17 protein-coding genes are annotated in these 18,173 nt (G+C 64.3%); 16 read left to right on the forward strand and 1 reads right to left on the reverse strand.

Annotation, left to right across the window (positions count from 1 at the left end; translation table 11 throughout):
* The first annotated feature begins 115 nt into the window (after positions 1-115).
* The 15 genes from S58_RS04480 (at position 116) to S58_RS04550 (ending at position 15,832) form a co-directional block, all read left to right on the forward strand.
* Positions 116-1,876, forward strand: coding sequence for a relaxase/mobilization nuclease domain-containing protein (locus S58_RS04480; RefSeq protein ID WP_015664049.1), 1,761 nt, complete (start codon positions 116-118; stop codon positions 1,874-1,876).
* Between the two features lie 17 nt (positions 1,877-1,893).
* Positions 1,894-3,888 (forward strand): conjugal transfer protein TraG, encoded by a 1,995-nt coding sequence (locus tag S58_RS04485; protein ID WP_015664050.1) that lies wholly within the window; start codon positions 1,894-1,896, stop codon positions 3,886-3,888.
* Between the two features lie 10 nt (positions 3,889-3,898).
* Entirely contained in the window at positions 3,899-4,327 is a 429-nt protein-coding gene (locus S58_RS04490; RefSeq protein WP_015664051.1) for a ribbon-helix-helix domain-containing protein, read from the forward strand.
* Positions 4,328-4,485: 158 nt separating this feature from the next.
* Positions 4,486-5,025, forward strand: a complete 540-nt coding sequence (locus S58_RS36150; protein WP_015664052.1) for a hypothetical protein — start codon at positions 4,486-4,488, stop codon at positions 5,023-5,025.
* A gap of 34 nt (positions 5,026-5,059) precedes the next feature.
* Positions 5,060-6,433: an MFS transporter gene (locus S58_RS04500; protein WP_015664053.1), complete on the forward strand. Its 1,374-nt coding sequence runs from the start codon at positions 5,060-5,062 to the stop codon at positions 6,431-6,433.
* A gap of 282 nt (positions 6,434-6,715) precedes the next feature.
* A complete protein-coding gene (trbB, locus tag S58_RS04505) occupies positions 6,716-7,681 on the forward strand; it encodes a P-type conjugative transfer ATPase TrbB (RefSeq protein ID WP_015664054.1) in 966 nt (321 codons plus the stop codon).
* A gap of 32 nt (positions 7,682-7,713) precedes the next feature.
* Positions 7,714-8,004, forward strand: a complete 291-nt coding sequence (locus S58_RS04510) for a TrbC/VirB2 family protein (RefSeq protein ID WP_083938790.1) — start codon at positions 7,714-7,716, stop codon at positions 8,002-8,004.
* On the forward strand, positions 8,004-8,267 hold the full coding sequence (locus S58_RS04515; protein WP_015664056.1) for a VirB3 family type IV secretion system protein: 264 nt from the start codon (positions 8,004-8,006) through the stop codon (positions 8,265-8,267). The genes S58_RS04510 and S58_RS04515 overlap by 1 nt, the downstream gene beginning before the upstream one ends.
* 7 nt (positions 8,268-8,274) lie before the next feature.
* Positions 8,275-10,716, forward strand: coding sequence for a conjugal transfer protein TrbE (gene trbE / locus S58_RS04520; protein WP_015664057.1), 2,442 nt, complete (start codon positions 8,275-8,277; stop codon positions 10,714-10,716).
* Positions 10,713-11,441 carry a P-type conjugative transfer protein TrbJ gene (gene trbJ, locus S58_RS04525; RefSeq protein WP_015664058.1) on the forward strand — a complete coding sequence of 243 codons (729 nt, stop codon included), beginning with the start codon at positions 10,713-10,715 and terminating at the stop codon, positions 11,439-11,441. The genes trbE and trbJ overlap by 4 nt, the downstream gene beginning before the upstream one ends.
* Positions 11,442-11,517: 76 nt before the next feature.
* Entirely contained in the window at positions 11,518-12,729 is a 1,212-nt protein-coding gene (gene trbL, locus S58_RS04530) for a P-type conjugative transfer protein TrbL (RefSeq protein WP_015664059.1), read from the forward strand.
* A 1-nt stretch (position 12,730) separates the two neighbouring features.
* Entirely contained in the window at positions 12,731-13,414 is a 684-nt protein-coding gene (gene trbF, locus S58_RS04535) for a conjugal transfer protein TrbF (protein ID WP_015664060.1), read from the forward strand.
* 35 nt (positions 13,415-13,449) lie between these two features.
* Positions 13,450-14,379, forward strand: a complete 930-nt coding sequence (trbG, locus tag S58_RS04540) for a P-type conjugative transfer protein TrbG (protein WP_244440705.1) — start codon at positions 13,450-13,452, stop codon at positions 14,377-14,379.
* Complete coding sequence (locus S58_RS04545; protein WP_015664062.1) at positions 14,376-15,593, forward strand: TrbI/VirB10 family protein; 1,218 nt, start codon at positions 14,376-14,378, stop codon at positions 15,591-15,593. The genes trbG and S58_RS04545 overlap by 4 nt, the downstream gene beginning before the upstream one ends.
* Before the next feature lie 5 nt (positions 15,594-15,598).
* A complete protein-coding gene (locus tag S58_RS04550) occupies positions 15,599-15,832 on the forward strand; it encodes a DUF2274 domain-containing protein (protein ID WP_015664063.1) in 234 nt (77 codons plus the stop codon).
* A 228-nt stretch (positions 15,833-16,060) separates the two neighbouring features.
* Here the strand turns inward: S58_RS04550 and S58_RS04555 are convergent, their stop codons facing one another.
* Entirely contained in the window at positions 16,061-16,510 is a 450-nt protein-coding gene (locus S58_RS04555) for an acyl-homoserine-lactone synthase (protein WP_244440706.1), read from the reverse strand.
* A gap of 702 nt (positions 16,511-17,212) precedes the next feature.
* On the opposite strand from S58_RS04555, the gene S58_RS04560 reads away from it, so the two are divergent.
* Positions 17,213-18,004 (forward strand): helix-turn-helix transcriptional regulator, encoded by a 792-nt coding sequence (locus S58_RS04560; RefSeq protein ID WP_015664065.1) that lies wholly within the window; start codon positions 17,213-17,215, stop codon positions 18,002-18,004.
* Positions 18,005-18,173 lie beyond the last annotated feature (169 nt).

The following is an 18,173-nucleotide window of genomic DNA, read 5'->3' on the forward strand; positions in this document are numbered from 1 at the left end:
CTCGCGTTCAACCGTGCCGGCCGGTCGGAGCGCGAGCCGCGCGCATTGTCTTCGTCAGCAGGATCAATGCTGTTTCCGGCACTTCAGCGTCAGCCTGTGCTGCGAGGCGCCGCACATGAGCAGCGGCGAGCGCGAATTCCGCATCCGCCCGGGCCGCATCCGTCATGGACGTGAGCGGAAGGCCAAGAGCTTCATCAATCGAGTCCTGCGCGCCGCGAACGCCGCAGGCCACGTCAGCCCGCTGACGGCGATCGATGGACGCCGGACGGTTCGCGCCCATTCGACCTTCGGCCGCGGCCGTCTCAGCTTCAGTCGCGAGCGCCTCTTTGTCCCGGTTCGCCGTGTCATGGTGAAGGCCCGCATCGCAAGGCACAAGGGCCGCGCGTTTCGGTCAGCGCCGCTGTCGATGCATCTGACCTATCTCAAACGGGAGGGGGTCACCCGTGATGGCGATCCGGCAAGGATGTTCGACGCGCAAGGTGATCACTCCGACGAGGCTGCCTTCGAGGAGCGGAGCAGCAACGACCGGCATCATTTCCGGTTCATCGTCTCGCCGGAGGACGCGGCCGACATGGTGGACCTCAGAGCCTTCACCCGAGATCTGATGCGGCAGATGGAGGCCGATCTGTCGACGCGTCTTGAGTGGATCGCGGTTGATCATTGGAACACGGATCATCCGCACGTTCATGTGCTCGTCCGCGGCGTCGATGAGACGGACGCAGATCTGGTGATTGCCCGCGACTATATCGGCAGGGGCCTGCGCTCCCGGGCCGAGGAGCTGGTCGCGCTCGAGCTCGGTCCGAAGCCGGAGCATGATATCCGCAACGCCCTCGAACGAGAGATCACGGCAGATCGCTGGACGCGGCTCGATCGCGAAATCCGCATGGCGTCCGATGAGCTGGGTGCCATCGATCTCCGTCAGCACGTGGCAGGTCGTCCAGATCCCGAGGTTCTCCGCCTGATGCGAGGGCGCCTGCAATATCTGGAGCGTATGGGGCTGGCCGCGGCAGCCGGGCCCAACGAGTGGATGGTTGAGCTCGGTGCAGAGCGGCAGCTCCGCGAGCTCGGCACGCGCGATGACATCATCAGGACGATGCATCAGGCATTCGCCCGCGGCGGCGAGGAGCGGAGCGCCGCGGACTACGTCATCAATGGCGTCGATACCTCATCCCCCATCGTGGGCCGGTTGGTCGATCGTGGACTGCATGACGAGCTGACCGGCGAAGCCTATGCGGTGGTCGACGGCATCGACGGCCGCGCCCATCACGTCCGCTTCCGCGGGATCGAGGCGTTTGCGCAGGCGCCTCAGCTTGGCGGCATCGTCGAGATCAGGCGCTTTGGCGCGCCGGACGAGGCGCGGCCGACCCTGGTCCTGGCGACGCGCTCGGATCTTGCCCTGGCTGATCAGATCAAGGCCGAGGGTGCGACCTGGCTCGATCATCGGCTGGTCGAGCGCGAGCCCGTCTCTGTCGCCTCCAGTGGATTTGGCGCGGAGGTGAGGGGCGCGCTGCGCAGCCGGGCAGAGCAGCTCGTCGAACGGGGACTGGCGCAGAGACACGGCCAGCAGATCGTCCCGCAACGGGATCTTCTGAAGACGCTGCGCCGGCAGGAGCTCGAATCCGTAGGCGCGCGGCTGTCGGTGACCAACAGCTTGCCGCAGCTGCCGGTGGCTGCTGGCGAACAGATCTCGGGAATCTATCGCCAGCGACTTGTCCTCGCCTCCGGCCGCTTCGCCCTGATCGACAATGGTCTCGGCTTCTACCTCGTGCCGTGGTCCCGCGACATCGATCACCGGCTCGGTCAGAAGGTCACAGGCCTTGCCAAGACCGGCGGCATCGAATGGCAGCTTGGCCGCAAGCGCAATCTCAGTCTTTAGCAGTCGGGAGACACCACATGCCTGCGACCCGAATCCAATGGGCACAGTTGCTCACCGTCTTGCTGATCAACCTGCTTGCGATCTGGACGGCGACCGAGTGGACGGCCTGGCGGCTTGCCTTCCAACCGCGATTGGGGGCGCCGTGGTTCATCCTGGCCAGCTGGCCTGTCTATTTCCCTCCGACCTTCTTCTGGTGGTGGTTCATCTACGATGCCTATGCGCCCTCCATCTTTACCGAAGGTGCGGCTATCGCGGTCAGTGGCAGTCTTGCGTCGATTGCGGTTGCGATCGGCATGTCGCTCTGGCGGTCACGGGAGGCGAAAGCCGCAGCCACCTACGGGTCGGCGCGTTGGGCCGAACCGGGCGAGGTGCGCAAGGCGGGACTGCTCGGTGAAGACGGCGTGGTCCTGGGACGGTTGGGAGCGCGCTACCTGCGCCATGATGGACCGGAGCATGTGCTCTGTTTTGCACCGACGCGGTCTGGCAAGGGCGTTGGTCTCGTGGTGCCGTCTCTTCTGACGTGGCCGGGATCGGCGATCGTTCACGATATCAAGGGCGAGAATTGGCAGCTGACGGCAGGATTTCGCGCGCGGCACGGCCAGGTATTCCTGTTCGACCCGACCAATCCGAATGCCTCAGCCTACAATCCACTTCTCGAGGTCAGGCGAGGGCCCTCCGAGGTGCGTGACGTGCAGAATGTTGCCGACGTGCTGGTGGATCCCGAGGGATCTCTCGACAAGCGCAATCATTGGGAAAAGACCAGCCATTCGCTTCTGGTCGGTGCCATCCTGCACGTTCTCTATGCCGAGCCCGACAAGACCTTGGCCGGTGTTGCCGCGTTCCTCTCCGACCCCCGGCGCACGATCGAGGCGACGTTGATGGCGATGATGGCGACGCATCATCTGGGCGCAGCCGGGCCGCACCCGGTGGTGGCATCGACAGCGCGCGAGCTTCTGAACAAATCGGAGAATGAGCGCTCGGGCGTCCTTTCAACGGCGATGTCATTCCTCGGTCTTTACCGGGATCCGGTGGTGGCTGCTGTCACGGGGAGATGTGATTGGCACATTTCTGATCTGGTTGCAGGGGAGGAGCCCGCGACGCTGTATCTCGTCGTGCCGCCATCCGACATCTCACGCACCAAGCCGCTCATTCGTCTGGTTCTGAACCAGATCGGCCGGCGTTTGACCGAGGATCTCAAGGCAAAGCAGAGCCGTCATCGCGTCCTGATGATGCTGGACGAGTTTCCGGCATTGGGCCGGCTCGACTTCTTCGAATCCGCTCTCGCCTTCATGGCTGGGTACGGCATCAAGAGCTTCCTGATTGCGCAATCGCTCAATCAGATCGAGAAGGCCTATGGGCAGAACAATGCCATTCTGGACAACTGCCATGTCCGCGTCAGCTTCGCGACCAATGACGAGCGAACCGCCAAGCGCGTCTCGGACGCGCTCGGCACCGCAACCGAAATGCGGGCCGTGAAGAATTATGCCGGGCATCGCCTGGCGCCATGGTTGGGTCACCTGATGGTGTCGCGCCAGGAGACGCCGCGTCCGCTCCTGACGCCGGGCGAGGTGATGCAGTTGCCGGCGGCCGATGAGATCGTGATGGTCGCCGGCGCTCCACCGATCCGCGCCAGGAAGGTGCGCTATTTCGAGGACCACAGACTGGTCTTGCGTATCCTGCCGCCGCCGGACGTCGCCAGGACCAGAGTGTCTGCGGGTGCGGATGACTGGTCATCGCTTGCGCCCCTCACGCCCGTGCTCGACGGATCAAAGCGGACAGTGCCCACCGAGACAAGGGACGAGGACGCCAATGGCGGCTTGCGGCGCGAGCCGGAGCTGTCGCAGCACGAAGCGATCGCGATCGAAGCAAAAAGCCCAGATCCGGCGGACGAGTTTTCTGTCGTGTTCGATGACGATGATGGGATGACGCAGCAGGGCCGCTCGCGCGATGTGAGCACGACGCGAATTGCGCGTCAGGCCGCGCTCGACCCGCGTGATGACATGGGCTTGTGAGGACGAAACGATGCGGGACCGAATGAACGTCTACTTCCCGCCGGAACTGCTGCGGCAGATCGTAGAGCTCGCCGATCGCAGGAAGCTTTCGCGCTCGGCGATCGTCGAGGCGGCGGTTCAGTCGTTCCTGTCGCCCGATGCGGCTGATCGGCGCGAGGCGGCGCTCACACGCCGGCTCGACCGGCTGTCGCGGCAGATGCAGCGGCTCGAGCGCGATGTCGGCATCCTCGCCGAGACGCACGCGCTGTTCGTTCGTTTCTGGCTGACCGTGACGCCCCCGCTGCCGTCCGAAGCGCAGGCCGCAGCGCAGATCAAGGGACGCGAGCGGTTCGAAGGCTTTGTCGAGGCGCTGGGTCGCCGGCTGCAGAAAGGACAGAGCTTCCTGCGCGAAATCCCTGAGGATTTCGTCAGACCGCCGTCGAGCGAGCCCGGCTCCTGAAGCAGAGGAAGCGTCGATCGAGACCGTCCAGCGCCCGGGGGGGAGCTTGGAATCTACGCCAGAGTTTCTTTTCGCGCGCTGCGCTGCGAACGATCGAACCTTGCGCGTGCCAGGCCAGGGAAGCTGACCTAATCGACGGACCAGATGAGGTCCGAACGATGAAGAACAAAGTCACTTTCCAGCTCTCCAGCGAAATTCTCGCCCGCCTCGCCGGCGCAGCCGAGGAAAGATGTGTGAACCGCGCGATCGTCGTGGAAAAGGCGCTCGAACGGTTTCTAGCCCAGCCGCTGGACGGACCAATCCCTGCGCATGATCGCCTGCAGAATCTGGAGCAGCAGCTGCAGGCCATCCAGCGCGATATCGAGGTCCTCAATGAGACGGTCGCCCTTCATGCACGCTACCATTTGGCGGTGACGTCGCTGGCGGATCAGGAGAGCGCGGGCGCGGCAGGAGACGGCGATCGTGATTTCGACCAGGCGATGCGGATTGGCGCGATCCAGCAGCTGCAGCGTCACTTGTCGGAAAGGCCGCGAGAGACGCGGCCCGATGGCGGTGCGCGAGCCAGTCAGGTGAGCCCGCCATTTCCGGCTCAACTTCGCCGTGCCGAGCCTTCGATTGCCCAGGTGTCCTGGGGCGTGCCCGCCGCCGGGGAGGGCGGCGAGGATCCCTTTCGCCTCCCGCCTCAAGCAAGCCGTTGAGCGATCTTACGACCACGCAGATCACGGCACTCCGTTGTCGGCCTACACCTTCGGCCGCAAGGGCATCGAAGCCGGAGACCAAGGCCAGCGCGAGATCACGGGCTGGCGGCTCGCCGCCCTGGTGTTTCTGCCCTTCGCGATGGGCTACTTCCTGTCCTATCTGTTTCGCACCATCAATGGACTCGTCTCTGCCAGTCTTGCCTCAGAGCTCGGGTTGAACGCGGCCGATCTTGGTCTGATCACGGCGGCCTACTTCCTGGTCCTTGCGGCTGCCCAGATCCCGGTCGGCATGATGCTCGATCGCTATGGCCCGCGGCGGGTTCAGAGCGCGCTTCTTGTCGTCGCGGCCTTGGGCGCGGAAGCCTTCGCAAGGTCGTCGGGGCCGCTCTCGCTGCTCCTCTCACGCGCCCTGATCGGGCTCGGGGTCGCTGCGGCTCTGACCGCGGGCCTGAAAGCCATCGTTCTATGGTTTCCGCGCGAGCGGGTGGCGTTGGTCAATGGGTACATGGTCATGCTCGGAGCGCTTGGCGCCGTCAGCGCGACGGTCCCTGCGGAAGCCATCCTGGTGAAGACGGGATGGCGCGGCCTGTTTGACATCCTGGCGGTCGCGACAGCTGCAGCGGCGATCCTGATCTATTGCCTGGTGCCGGAGCGCGAAACGCAGGCGTCGTCCGCGTCGGAAGCAGGTGGCTTGCGGAGCATTCTTCGCGACGTCCGGTTCTGGAGGGTCGCGCCGCTATCCGGAGCCTGCATCGGATCGGCGTGGTCGCTCCAGGGCTTATGGGCCTCCGCGTGGCTGGCCGACGTGGAGGGCATGACCCGCGCCCAGGTCGTGACGGCGCTGTGCGTGACGGCCCTCATGCTCAGCCTCGGCGCGTGGATGCTCGGCGCGCTCGCCAACTGGACGCGTCGCAGGGGAGTAGGCCCAGAGCGCTTGCTGGCCTTGATCGCAGTGGTCTTCATGGCGGCTCAGCTGGCGCTGGTGTGGCGGTTGCCATTGCCGGCGATCGCGCCATGGCTGATCATCGCGGTCGTCGGCGCCGCTACCGTACTCAGCTTTGCGATCATATCGGACTATTTCCCGAAGGAGATGGCCGGCCGCGCCAACGGGGCGTTGAACGTGGTGCATTTCGGGTGGGGGTTTCTTGCTCAGTACGGGATCGGTGTATTGCTGACGCAATGGCCGCAATCCAATGGGCACTATCCTGTCATTGCCTATCAGGTTGCCTTCGGGGTGAACCTGGCGCTGCAGGCAGCAGCACTGATCTGGTTTGCCGCTCCGCGAGAACAGAGACCGCGGTCGGCGCAGGCGAGCAGCGGGACCGAGATTGTCATGACTGACCTCGTCGCGGCCTCGGGCGAGCGTCGGGCTCTCGCTCGCGAGTCGGTCAGGCGTGCCAGCTGGTGAGCCCACGCTGCAGCGCGGGTCCTCATCATGAGCCGCGATATAACAACGACCTCCTTTCCGTGGCTGTGAGATGAGCGCCTTCAGCGGCCTTTGATCGGAGCGGAGAAAGCTGCGTGCTCATCCATCGGTTCGCTCGTGTCCCCAGCCGATGCAATCGTGTGGCGTCTACGCTTTCCTTCGCCGCGCTACGCGCGAGACGCTGTTGGTCTTGCCCCTGCAACAGGTCTGCATCTTTGATCACCCCAGGCGACGCAGATGATCGCGCAATGATCGGAGGTGAGAGTGACCGGCTTCATCCAGACACAGCGCATCGCTCGTAGCGCCCGCATGCTGCGGACGGCATTGGGGCCTGCCATCGCGCGTCATCTCGACGATCAATCCGTCGTGGAGATCATGCTCAATCCGGATGGCCGGCTCTGGATCGATCGGCTCGCGTCTGGCTTGGCCGATACCGGTGAGAGCCTCGCTGCCGGTGATGGCGAGCGCGTCGTCCGGCTGGTCGCGCACCACGTCGGACTCGAGGTCCATGCCGGCTCTCCGCGCGTGTCGGCGGAGCTGCCGACGACGGGCGAACGTTTTGAAGGCCTGCTGCCGCCGCTCGTTGCAGCTCCGACATTCGCCATCCGCAAGCCCGCGATCGCCGTCTTCGCGCTCGACGACTACGTGGCTTGCGGGATTGCGACCGCAGACCAGGCCGGCGCGTTGCGGCGGGCGGTTGCCAACCGCTGCAACATTCTGGTGGCCGGCGGCACCTCGACCGGCAAGACCACGCTGGTCAATGCCTTGTTGGCTGAGGTGGCGATGACCGGCGATCGCATCGTGCTGATCGAGGATACGCTCGAGCTGCAATGCTCGGCGCCTAACCTCGTGACGCTTCGAACCAAGCAGGGTGTGGCGTCGCTTTCGGATCTGGTGCGCGCCGCGCTTCGGCTGCGCCCGGATCGCATTCCGATCGGCGAGGTCCGCGGGCCCGAGGCGCTCGATCTCGTCAAGGCCTGGGGCACCGGCCATCCCGGCGGCATCGGCACCATTCATGCCGGGTCCGCGCTCGGCACCCTCCGGCGGCTGGAGCAGCTGATTCAGGAGGCCGTCGTGACCGTCCCACGTGCTCTGATTGCCGAGACGATCAACGTGATTGCCGTTCTCGCCGGGCGCGGCTCGCAGCGGCGGCTCGGCGAGCTCGTGCGTGTCGAGGGGCTCTCACCTTGCGGAGACTACATCCTCGTTCCTTTGGGAGATCAGCGATGAGGGCGCGACTGTCCTGCTGGTCCATCGCCACGATGGCGATTGCTGCTGCCGCAGTGCTCGTGGCGGTGGCGCCGGTGCATGCGGCGGGCTCGAACATGCCTTGGGAGCAGCCGCTCAACAAGATCCTGCTTTCGGTCGAGGGACCGGTCGCCAAGATCATCGCCGTGATCATCATCATCACGACAGGTCTGTCGCTGGGTTTTGGCGAAACCTCCGGTGGCTTCCGGCGGCTCATCCAGATCGTCTTCGGTCTCTCCATCGCCTTTGCCGCCTCGAGCTTCTTCCTGTCGTTCTTCTCCTTCGGCGGCGGCGTGGTGTTCTGATGGATGATGAGATCAAGGGCTTCAGCGCGCCAGTGCATCGCTCGTTGACCGAGCCCATTCTGCTCGGGGGCGCGCCGCGATCGGTCGCGATTGTCAACGGCACCGTGTCGGCGGCGCTGGGCCTCGGTTTGCGGCTCTGGTTCTTCGGCCTGCTGCTCTGGTTCGTCTGCCACATGGTCGCGGTCTGGGCGACACGGCGCGATCCATCCTTTGTCGAGGTCGTGCGCCGCCACCTGCGGATTCCCAATCATCTCAGCCAGTGAGGCTCTCATGTTCAATTTGGCCGAATACCGCCGCACCAACATCCGGCTTGCGGACTTCCTGCCCTGGGCGGCGCTGGTGGACGAGGGCGTCGTCCTCAACAAGGACGGCTCGCTGCAGCGCACGGCGCGTTTTCGCGGGCCCGACCTGGAGAGCTCGGTCGCATCCGAACTTGTCGTCGTCGCTTCCCGTCTCAACAATGCTTTGCGGCGCTTAGGCTCGGGCTGGGCGATCTTCGTCGAGGCGCAGCGGCATTCGGCCGGAGCCTACCCAACTTGCGTGTTTCCGGATGCCGCGTCCGCCCTGGTCGATGCCGAGAGAAAGGCCCAGTTCGAGGAGCAGGCGGCGCACTACGAGTCGAGCTACTATCTGACGTTTCTGTACCTGCCGCCGCGAGAAGACGTCGCCCGTTCCGAACGCGTGCTCTATGAAGGCGCGCCGCAGCCGGAGGGCTCGCGCGGCCGCGACATCCTGCGCAGCTTCGTCGATCGCACCGACCGCATCCTGCAGCTCGTGGGCGGCTTCATGCCGGAATGCGGCTGGCTCGGCGACGACGCCGTGCTGAGCTATCTGCACTCGACCGTCTCCACCAAGCGCCAGCGGGTCCGTATCCCTGAAGTTCCCATGCATCTGGATGGGCTGCTCGCCGACCAGCCGCTGACCTGCGGCCTCGCGCCGATGCTGGGGGCGGTCAATCTCCGCGTGCTCACCATCATCGGCTTTCCCTCTGCAACCACGCCAGGACTGCTGGACGAATTGAACGGGCTTGCCTTCGCCTACCGCTGGTCGACCCGCGCCATCATGCTCGACAAGCAGGATGCCGTGAAGCTCGTGACACGAATCCGCCGGCAGTGGTTCGCCAAGCGCAAATCTCTGGCGGCGATCCTCAAGGAGGTCGTGACCAACGAGGCGGCAAGCCTCGTTGACAGCGACGCCCACAACAAGACCGCTGACGCCGATGCGGCGCTGCAGGATCTCGGCTCCGATGAGATCGGCCAGGCCTATGTCACCGCGACCGTGACGGTGTGGGATCCTGATCCGGCGAGAGCTGACGAGAAGCTGCGCCTGGTGGAGAAGGTGATCCAAGGGCGCGATTTCACCTGCATGACCGAGACTGTGAATGCGGTCGAGGCCTGGCTCGGCAGCCTTCCGGGGCACGTCTATGCCAATGTGCGCCAGCCGCCGCTGTCGACGCTGAACCTTGCGCATCTCGTTCCGCTCTCGGCGGTCTGGGCAGGTGAGGTGCGTGACCATCATTTGAGGGCGCCTGCGCTGCTGTTCGGCCGCACCGAGGGCGCGACGCCATTCCGGTTCTCGCTTCATGTCGGCGATGTCGGTCACACGCTGGTGGTCGGACCGACTGGTGCCGGCAAATCGGTGCTGCTGGCGCTGATGGCTCTTCAGTTCCGCCGCTATCCCAATGCGCAGATCCTTGCGTTCGATTTCGGCGGCTCCCTGCGGGCCGCCGCGCTCGCCATGGCAGGTGACTGGCATGATCTCGGTGGGACGCTGCCGGCCGATAGCGAGACCTCGATCGCGCTGCAGCCGCTGGCAGGCGTCGATGATGTGATGGAGCGCGCCTGGGCGGCGGAGTGGATCGCCGGCCTGCTGGCCCGCGAGAAGATCGTGGTGACGCCGGAAGCCAAGGAGCATCTGTGGTCGGCGCTGACCTCGCTGGCTTCCGCGCCACCTTCTGAGCGGACCCTGACCGGCCTGTCGGTGTTGTTGCAGTCGAACAGCCTGAAGCGGGCCCTCAAGCCGTATTGCCTCGATGGTGCTCACGGACGACTGCTGGATGCCGATCATGAGCTCGTGGGCGACCGGCCGGTCCAGGTGTTTGAGACCGAGGGGCTGATCGGAGCCGCCGCAGCTCCTGCTGTCCTGGCGTATCTGTTCCACAGGATCGCGCGGCAGCTCGACGGCCGCCCGACACTTCTGATCATCGATGAAGGGTGGCTGGCGCTGGACGACGCAGAGTTCGCGGGCCAGCTCAGGGAGTGGCTGAAGACCCTGCGCAAGAAGAACGCCTCCGTCGTTTTCGCGACCCAGTCGCTGTCCGACATCGACGGCTCACCGATCGCGCCCGCCATCATTGAGAGCTGCCCAACCCGAATCCTGCTGCCCAATGAGCGCGCGCTCGAGCCGCAGATCAGGGGGATCTATCGTCGCTTCGGCCTCAATGATCGTCAGCTTGAGCTCGTCAGCCGCGCGGTGCCCAAGCGCGACTATTACTGCCAGTCGCGGCGGGGCAACCGCATGTTCGAGCTCGGTCTTGGCGAGGTCGCGCTCGCCTTTGCCGCGGTGTCGTCCAAGGCCGATCAGGCCGCGATCTCGGAAGTTCTCAAATCCGCCGGCAGGCCCGGCTTTGCGGCGGCGTGGTTGCGGCACCTCAAGCTTGGCTGGGCAGCCGACCTCATCCCGCGCCTCGAAAATCTGGAGACGCCGCGATGATCTCTGGCAAGCGATGGGCAGCGTCGTTGGCGCTGCTGGTTCTGAGCTCGGCGGGACCGGTGCGGGCCCAGCTCGTCGTCTTCGACCCCAACAACTATGCTCAGAACGTGCTGACCGCGGCGCGTGAGCTGCAGCAGATCAACAATCAGATCCTGGCCCTGCAGAACCAGGCCCAGATGCTGATCAATCAGTCACGCAACCTCGTCAATCTGCCGTATTCGTCGCTCTTGCAGCTGCAGCAATCGATCCAGCGGACCCAGGATCTGCTCAAGCAGGCTCAGCGCCTGGCCTACGACGTGCAGCAGATCGAGCAGGCGTTCAAGACGATCTACGCGCCGGCAGCCGCCGGCACCAGCGCGGCCGACCTCGCAGACAATGCGCGCTCACGCTGGCAGACGTCGGTGGCCGCGCTGCAGGATGCGCTCAAGCTTCAGGCAGGCGTGGTCGGCAATCTCGACGCGATCAAGAGCCAGTCCGCAGCGCTGGTTGCCGCGAGCCAAGGTGCCGCCGGCGCCTTGGCTGTTACGCAAGCGGGCAACCAGATCCTGGCGATGCAGGCGCAACAGCTCGCGGATCTGACGGCGGTCGTGGCCGCCCAGGGACGGGCGCAGAGCCTCACCATGGCCGAGCGCGCGGCGGCAAAGGACCAGGCACGCGAACAGCTCCGCCGCTTCCTGACACAGGGGCAGGGCGACCAGTCCTCCAACGTACGAATGTTTCACTGATGATGACGAGCGTTGTGGACCAAACCGGCGGATCCTTCGCTGCGGCTGCGCGGCAGCTCATCGTTGAGATGGCCCGATGACAGGAACGGGGATCATCGATCAGTTCCTGGAGACCTTTACCCGGACCATCGACAGCGGCTTCGGTCTCTTGGGCGGTGAGGTCGGATATCTCGCAACCACGCTCGTCGCCATAGATGTCACGCTGGCTGCGCTGTTCTGGGCGTTCGGCGGCGAGGACGATGTCATCGCCCGGCTCGTGAGGAAGACCTTGTTTGTCGGCGTGTTCGCCTATCTGATCGGCAATTGGAACAGCCTCGCCCGCGTCGTCTTCGAGAGCTTCGCAGCACTTGGCCTCAAGGCCGCCGGCTCGGCGCTGTCGGCGGCGGACTTCCTGCGCCCGGGCAGGATCGCGCAAGTCGGTCTCGATACCGGGCGGCCGCTGCTTCAGGCGATCTCGGGTCTCCTCGGCTATGTGAGCTTCTTCGAAAACTTTCTGCAGATTGCGGTCCTGTTGTTTGCGTGGCTGGTCGTGCTGCTCGCCTTCTTCATTCTGGCTATCCAGCTCTTCGTCACCCTGATCGAGTTCAAGCTCACGACGCTTGCCGGATTTGTTCTCATTCCGTTTGGTCTGTTCGGCAAGACCGCGTTCGCAGCCGAACGTGTGCTCGGCAATGTCATCTCCTCCGGTGTGAAGGTTCTGCTGCTTGCCCTGATCTCAGGGACCGGCTCGACCCTGTTCGGTCAGTTGACCCTGGTGACGGGCAGCGATCCTCCAACGGTGGAGAGTGCCATGGCCCTGGTCCTGGCGTCCCTGTCGCTGCTCAGCCTTGGATTGTTCGGGCCCGGGATCGCCAATGGTCTTGTCGGTGGCGGACCGCAGCTCGGAGCAGGGAGCGCGGTCGGGGCGTCGCTTGCAGCGGGAGGTCTCGTCGTAGCCGGCGCCGGCATGGCCGCTGGTGCAGCGGGGCTCGCAGGCGGCGCGATCTCTGGTGCAAGCCGTGCTGTCGCGCCGCTTGGTGCGGCGGCGTCCGGCGGAGGGCGCGTCAGCGGCGTTGCCGCCGAGGCGGCAGGAGCGAACGCGAGTCCTCTGCGCCAGATGGCGAATGTCGAGGCCGGCGGCTCGCATCAGCCGGGTCAGGCCGACGGCTCGGGCTCGCCGATGTGGGCGCAGCGCATGAAGGCAGTGCGCGCCGTGCATCAGGGCGCATCTACCACGGCGCAGGCCGTTCGCCATGCCGAGCACGGCGGTCAGGGAAGCGCGGTCGATCTCTCCGAGGGGAAATCCTGACATGTTCAAGCGATCATTCGTTCATTACGGCCATACGCCCGAGCCGGTGACGCCCTATCAGAAGGCAGCCCAGATCTGGGACGAGCGCATCGGCTCTGCGCGCGTGCAGGCCAAGAACTGGCGGCTGATGGCGTTCGGCTGCCTCAGCCTCGCCGCAGGCTTCGCGTCCGCCCTGATCTGGCAGTCGACCCGCGGCACGGTGACGCCCTGGGTGGTCGAGATTGGCCATCTCGGCGAGGTCCAGCGAGTGGCGCCCGCGGTGGCTGACTACATGCCGACCGATCCGCAGGTCGCCTTCCATCTCGCCCGCTTCATCGAGGATGTGAGAGGTCTGCCGGCCGACGGCATCGTGCTGCGCCAGAACTGGCTGCGCGCCTACGAGTTCACGACCGATCGCGGCGCGGCTGCCCTGAATGATTATGCCCGCTCCAATGACCCCTTTACCAAGCTCGGGAGGATCCAGGTCTCGATCGAGGTCTCCAGTGTGATCCGCGCCTCGCCGGACAGCTTCCGGATCGCCTGGGTCGAGCGTCGCTACGAGAACGGCGCGTCGGTTGCGACCGAGCGCTGGAGCGCGATACTCACCATCGTGCTTGCCATGCCAGACGATGCTGACCGCCTGCGCAAGAACCCGCTCGGCGTCTACGTCCAAGCCATCAATTGGTCGAAGGAGCTGTCGCAATGAGCAAGTCAATGGTCCGGATATCTGGAGGGACAATGATGACGGGGGCCGCCGTTCTGGTTCTGCTCTGCAGCTGCACGACGACCAGTCCGCCGAAGATCAGCTATGATAGCGAAGCGCCATCATTGCCGGCACCGCCTGCCGTCCTTGATGGGAAGGCTCAGCCGCTTCGTCTTCCGCCGCCCTGGAAAGTGTCCCTTGGCGGCAAGGCGGGAGCCCAGGAAGAAGCGGAGCCGCTCGACCGCGTCGAGACGGCCAATAGCGCGGCGCGGGTCGAACCGCGCAAGAAGGGCTACTTCAACGCGACGCAGATCTATGCCTATAGTCCCGGCGCGCTCTATCAGGTCTATGCGGCGCCCGGGCAGATCACCGACATCATGCTCGAGGAAGGTGAACAGCTGGCAGCGTCGGGGCCCGTGTCGGCCGGCGACACCGTGCGCTGGGTCATCGGCGATACCGAGAGCGGGGCGGGCGAACGCCGCCGCGTCCACATCCTGGTCAAGCCCACGCGTGCCGCGATCGAAACCAATCTCGTCGTGAACACCGACCGGCGGACCTATCTGCTCGAGCTTCGCGCTCGCGACAAGCCGTATATGCCCGCCGTGGCCTGGTACTATCCGCAGAATGCCGAGACGAGAGCGCGCCAGCTCGTCTTGAGGCCGGAGCTGCCCAATCCGGCGCTGCGGCGCTTCCGCTATCGCATCGAGGGTGATGATCCGCCATGGAGGCCGGTCTATGCCTATGACGATGGCCGCAAGGTCTATATCGAGTTCGCCCCCGGCATTGTGCAGGGTGAATTGCCGCCCTTGTTCATTATCGGGAGCGATGGTGCACCCGAGATCGTCAATTACCGTGCCTTCCGCAACACAATGATCGTCGATCGGCTGTTTGCCGCAGCCGAGTTGCGCCTTGGTGGCGATCAGCAGCGCACGGTCAGGATCGTCAGAACCGACGGAGCCTCGCTGTGACAAGCGAGGAGGTCGAACCCTCACTGTCGCAGGCGGCATTTGCAGCCGACAAGGCCGAACGACGCACCAGGATCTTGCGCCTGAACGGAGATCTTCCACCGGTTACACGGCTGTCGCGCAATGTCCTGGCCGGCGGCAGTGCCGTGGCGCTGCTGGTGATGGGAGGCGCCGTCGTCTGGACATTGCAGAGCAACAAGCCCGGCAAATCGGCCGCGGCCGAGCTCTACAGCACTGATCATCACGACCTCGCCGATGGGCTTTCGGCCCTGCCGCGTGACTACGCCAATCTTCCCAAGAATCTCCCGGCAGACGTCCCAGCGATCGGACCGCCGCTGCCCGGGGATCTCGGCAAGGCGATTGTCGCCGCGCAAGGCCAGGCACTTGCGGCAACGCCCGATCAGGAGCAGCTCCGCCATGAGCAGGAGCGGGACGCCGCTCGCTCGAGCCGCCTTTTTGCGACGGTCAATGTTCGTGGCACCGAGGCAGCGGCGAGTGCGGCTCAGACCAGCGACCGCCCGGGCGCGATGTCCAGTCCCGATGACGCGTTCGCCCAGAATGGCCAGGACCGCAAGCTCGCCTTCGTCAATGCTTCGGTCGATCGCCGGACCACGAGTCCCGACCGTGTCAGCCAGCCGGCGTCCCCCTATGTGGTTCAGGCCGGGACCGTCATTGCGGGAGCCCTGATCACGGGCATTCGCTCCGACCTGCCGGGGCAGATCACCGCACAAGTTACGGAGAACGTGTTCGATTCCCCGTCAGGCCGTTTCCTGCTTGTGCCGCAGGGGGCACGGTTGATCGGCACATACGATAGCCAGGTGACGGCGGGGCAATCGCGCGTGCTCCTGGTCTGGACCAGGCTGATCATGCCCAATGGCCGTTCGATCGTTCTGGAACGGCAGCCGGGCGCCGACGCTGCCGGCTATTCGGGTCTGTCAGACGAGGTCGACAACCATTTCAGGCAACTGGTTGGCGCAGCTTTGCTCTCGACGCTGCTCTCGATGGGGAGCGAGGTCAACGCGGGCACGAACCAGAATACGAACAACGCCGCGATCATCCAGGCGCTCCGCCAGGGCTTCGGCAACGCCATGAGCCGCACAGGTCAGCAGCTCGTCGGCCAACAGATGAACATCCAGCCGACTCTGACAGTGAGGCCGGGCTTTCCGGTCCGCGTGATCGTCAATCGCGATCTCGTGCTCGAGCCGTATCAGGGGTAGCAGTCATGGCGAAGCTGAAGATCTCGGAACTTCCCGACGAGAAGCCCGTCAAGATCACGGTCGAACTGCCAGCGAACGTGTTTCGCGATCTGCAGACCTATGCCGAAGCTGTTGGCCGCCATTCTGACCGGCCGGCCAATGATCTCGGTCGCCTGGCTTCGGCAATGGTGGCACGTTTCATGGCGACTGATCGGGCGTTTGCCAAGTCGAAGCGGACACCAGCCCTCAAGGCCAAATAGACCCGGAGCCGCGCCTCGCGTTGGCTTGCTCCGCAAAGCATACAAACTGGGACAGCCCGGCGCTCAACCTCGGAATTAGCCTTTTGGCCGTTGAGGAACGGCAAGGTTCAGCCCGGAGCTGTGTCGGGCGCGATAAAGTCCGGGAAAAAGGCCTCCGCAGTTGGCGGTTGAACCATGTGCACGTGATTGCGGCATGGGACAGGCTCAACAGGAGCGAGCGGGGTGCTCTCATGCAGCGCCTTCGGTGCCTGTATGCCGGCGAACCGATTTCAGGATCGCTGATGCGAGACCGAATTCCTGACAGGCCTGGATGAGCTGCCCGATCACTCGGCGCCGTCCGCCGGCGCTCAGTGCGCGATCGCAGCCGAAGCGCGATGCTTCCCAGACTGCATCCGAATGCGGCAGCAAGCCTTCAACCAGGTCAGGCCACAAGGACTTGACCATGTAGGGGCGTGTGGTCGGAATCAGCCGTGCAGTTCCCGGGGCCCGATCGTGCTCGTCGACGACCAGAATGTAGGTAGCTGCCGGCGTGTCGAACTCATCATATTCCAGGCCCTGATAATGAGGCACGGACCACCCCTGGCGCTCGACGAACATCCGGTACCGCAACCGATGATGCGAGATCCACGCCTCGCCATATCGATGGACGGTTTCCCACCTGATTGAAAGGGTACGCATGAGCATCTTCCAATGTGCCGCGTGAAGGAAGGTGCAGACTAATCGGCGCAGCGTCAGCGAGGGAGCTACCCAGTCGAGTAGCTCGCGGGCCTGTCGAGCGGCCGCCGTCTCATTGGCTGCTCAGAGGACGGCAGCAGTCAGGCCTCGCCCCAATATCACCTATAATTAGACGCAATTCTGAGTTGTGTTGTGGTGGGGTTCTTGGCTTTTGCAAGGCTGTTGTGGCAGGTGCGAACGGGTTCAGCGTGGGAGAGCCATGAGGCCTGACTTGCGGGTGCGGCGTGCCGGGATGAATGCCTCTCGCGCCCATGATCCGCTCGAAAGCTTATACCAGCAAGATAGTGCATGCTGACAGAAGTGCCGAAGAGAGCCTATCCAGCAGGCACTTTGCTGCGCGATGTCGTCGACCGAGTTGGCAAGATCGTCTCGGCTGCCGACTCCGGAGGCGGGCAATGGTGATGCCATCGAGGCTTCCGAATGATTAAGCGAATGTGATCGTCAATTGCACGACGTGGCGTATCATGGTACAGTCTACCTGAGGTTGGGTTGAAGTTTTGACAGGCAAGTGCCCGCTTCTCGCCTTAGTCGAGGCGCACGAGGGGGCAAGAACGAACCGTTGGCGGTCGGGGCGCTGAGACGGATTCGCTTTCACGATCACATCTGGGCGGAAGTCTGCGCAGCTTTGTCTGCCGTGAGGTGGCAATGGACCTCTTCAGCTTCATAGATTGTGCAAACCGCACGCAGTCGTTGTCCGACCTCTTCGATCTTCTCGTCGGTTCTGCAGCCGATGAGGGTTTCGGTCAGGTAGCCTATGGCGCGTTGAACTACGAAGAGACGGTACGGCTGCCAGATCATCCGATGCCGGCCATCGCTCTCAACTTTCCGCTCGATTGGCGGAAGCACTATTTCGAGCGCAAGTATCACGAGATCGATCCGGTCGTCAGGAGAACGGCGTTTCACAGCAGGCCATTCCTGTGGGATCAGCTGCTCGAGCGGCGGCAGCTGCAGGACGGCGAGCGATTGGTCCTTCATGAGGGCCGCGAAGCCGGTCTCAAGCACGGGGTGAGCGTGCCGCTGTTTGGCCCGTCGGGACGTATCTCCGTTCTATCCTTTGCATCCCGCTTCGAGGATGCGGACCCGGTCCGGCATCTCAAGCATCTTCACGCTATGGCGTGTCAGTTCCATGTCGCTTTTGGCGAGCTTGCCCGGCCAGCGGCGGGCAAGAAGGCGATCGAGCTTTCGCAGCGCGAACGCGAATGTCTGAAGTGGACCGCGGAGGGCAAATCCTCCTGGGACATCGGAATAATCCTCAAGATCAGTGAAAACACGATCAACTTCCACATCAAGAAGGCGATGAGAAAGCTTGGCACGAACAGCCGGACGGTCGCGGTCGTGAGGGCGATAAGGCTTGGTCTGATCGAGATTCCTGGACTAGCCGGCCGATCCATGTCGGCGTGGATCGACACACCACCGACTGAAACCGACGCCACCTAACCGTTGCCGCGCTGACATTCGCCTCCACCCTTTCCGGGTTGAGCAGCCACATTGCCGGACCGTGGTGACGACCTCGCCCGCCGCCATGGTTTGACGCGCCGCATGGCCGAGCAGCTCACGGCATCCAGAGCGATGACTGTTGCGAATAGCCTGTCGTGCGCGCAGTATC

It is taken from the genome of Bradyrhizobium oligotrophicum S58 (assembly GCF_000344805.1).
Taxonomy (GTDB): Bacteria; Pseudomonadota; Alphaproteobacteria; order Rhizobiales; family Xanthobacteraceae; genus Bradyrhizobium; species Bradyrhizobium oligotrophicum.

Bases quoted from the DNA above. Each gene is read 5' to 3' on its own strand.
- S58_RS04480 (WP_015664049.1), top strand. From the start codon at position 116: ATGAGCAGCGGCGAGCGCGAATTCCGCATCCGCCCGGGCCGCATCCGT.
- S58_RS04485 (WP_015664050.1), top strand. From the start codon at position 1,894: ATGCCTGCGACCCGAATCCAATGGGCACAGTTGCTCACCGTCTTGCTG.
- S58_RS04490 (WP_015664051.1), top strand. From the start codon at position 3,899: ATGCGGGACCGAATGAACGTCTACTTCCCGCCGGAACTGCTGCGGCAG.
- S58_RS36150 (WP_015664052.1), top strand. From the start codon at position 4,486: ATGAAGAACAAAGTCACTTTCCAGCTCTCCAGCGAAATTCTCGCCCGC.
- S58_RS04510 (WP_083938790.1), top strand. From the start codon at position 7,714: ATGGCGATTGCTGCTGCCGCAGTGCTCGTGGCGGTGGCGCCGGTGCAT.
- S58_RS04515 (WP_015664056.1), top strand. From the start codon at position 8,004: ATGGATGATGAGATCAAGGGCTTCAGCGCGCCAGTGCATCGCTCGTTG.
- trbE (WP_015664057.1), top strand. From the start codon at position 8,275: ATGTTCAATTTGGCCGAATACCGCCGCACCAACATCCGGCTTGCGGAC.
- trbJ (WP_015664058.1), top strand. From the start codon at position 10,713: ATGATCTCTGGCAAGCGATGGGCAGCGTCGTTGGCGCTGCTGGTTCTG.
- trbL (WP_015664059.1), top strand. From the start codon at position 11,518: ATGACAGGAACGGGGATCATCGATCAGTTCCTGGAGACCTTTACCCGG.
- trbF (WP_015664060.1), top strand. From the start codon at position 12,731: ATGTTCAAGCGATCATTCGTTCATTACGGCCATACGCCCGAGCCGGTG.
- trbG (WP_244440705.1), top strand. From the start codon at position 13,450: ATGACGGGGGCCGCCGTTCTGGTTCTGCTCTGCAGCTGCACGACGACC.
- S58_RS04550 (WP_015664063.1), top strand. From the start codon at position 15,599: ATGGCGAAGCTGAAGATCTCGGAACTTCCCGACGAGAAGCCCGTCAAG.
- S58_RS04555 (WP_244440706.1), bottom strand. From the start codon at position 16,510: ATGCGTACCCTTTCAATCAGGTGGGAAACCGTCCATCGATATGGCGAG.
- S58_RS04560 (WP_015664065.1), top strand. From the start codon at position 17,213: ATGGACCTCTTCAGCTTCATAGATTGTGCAAACCGCACGCAGTCGTTG.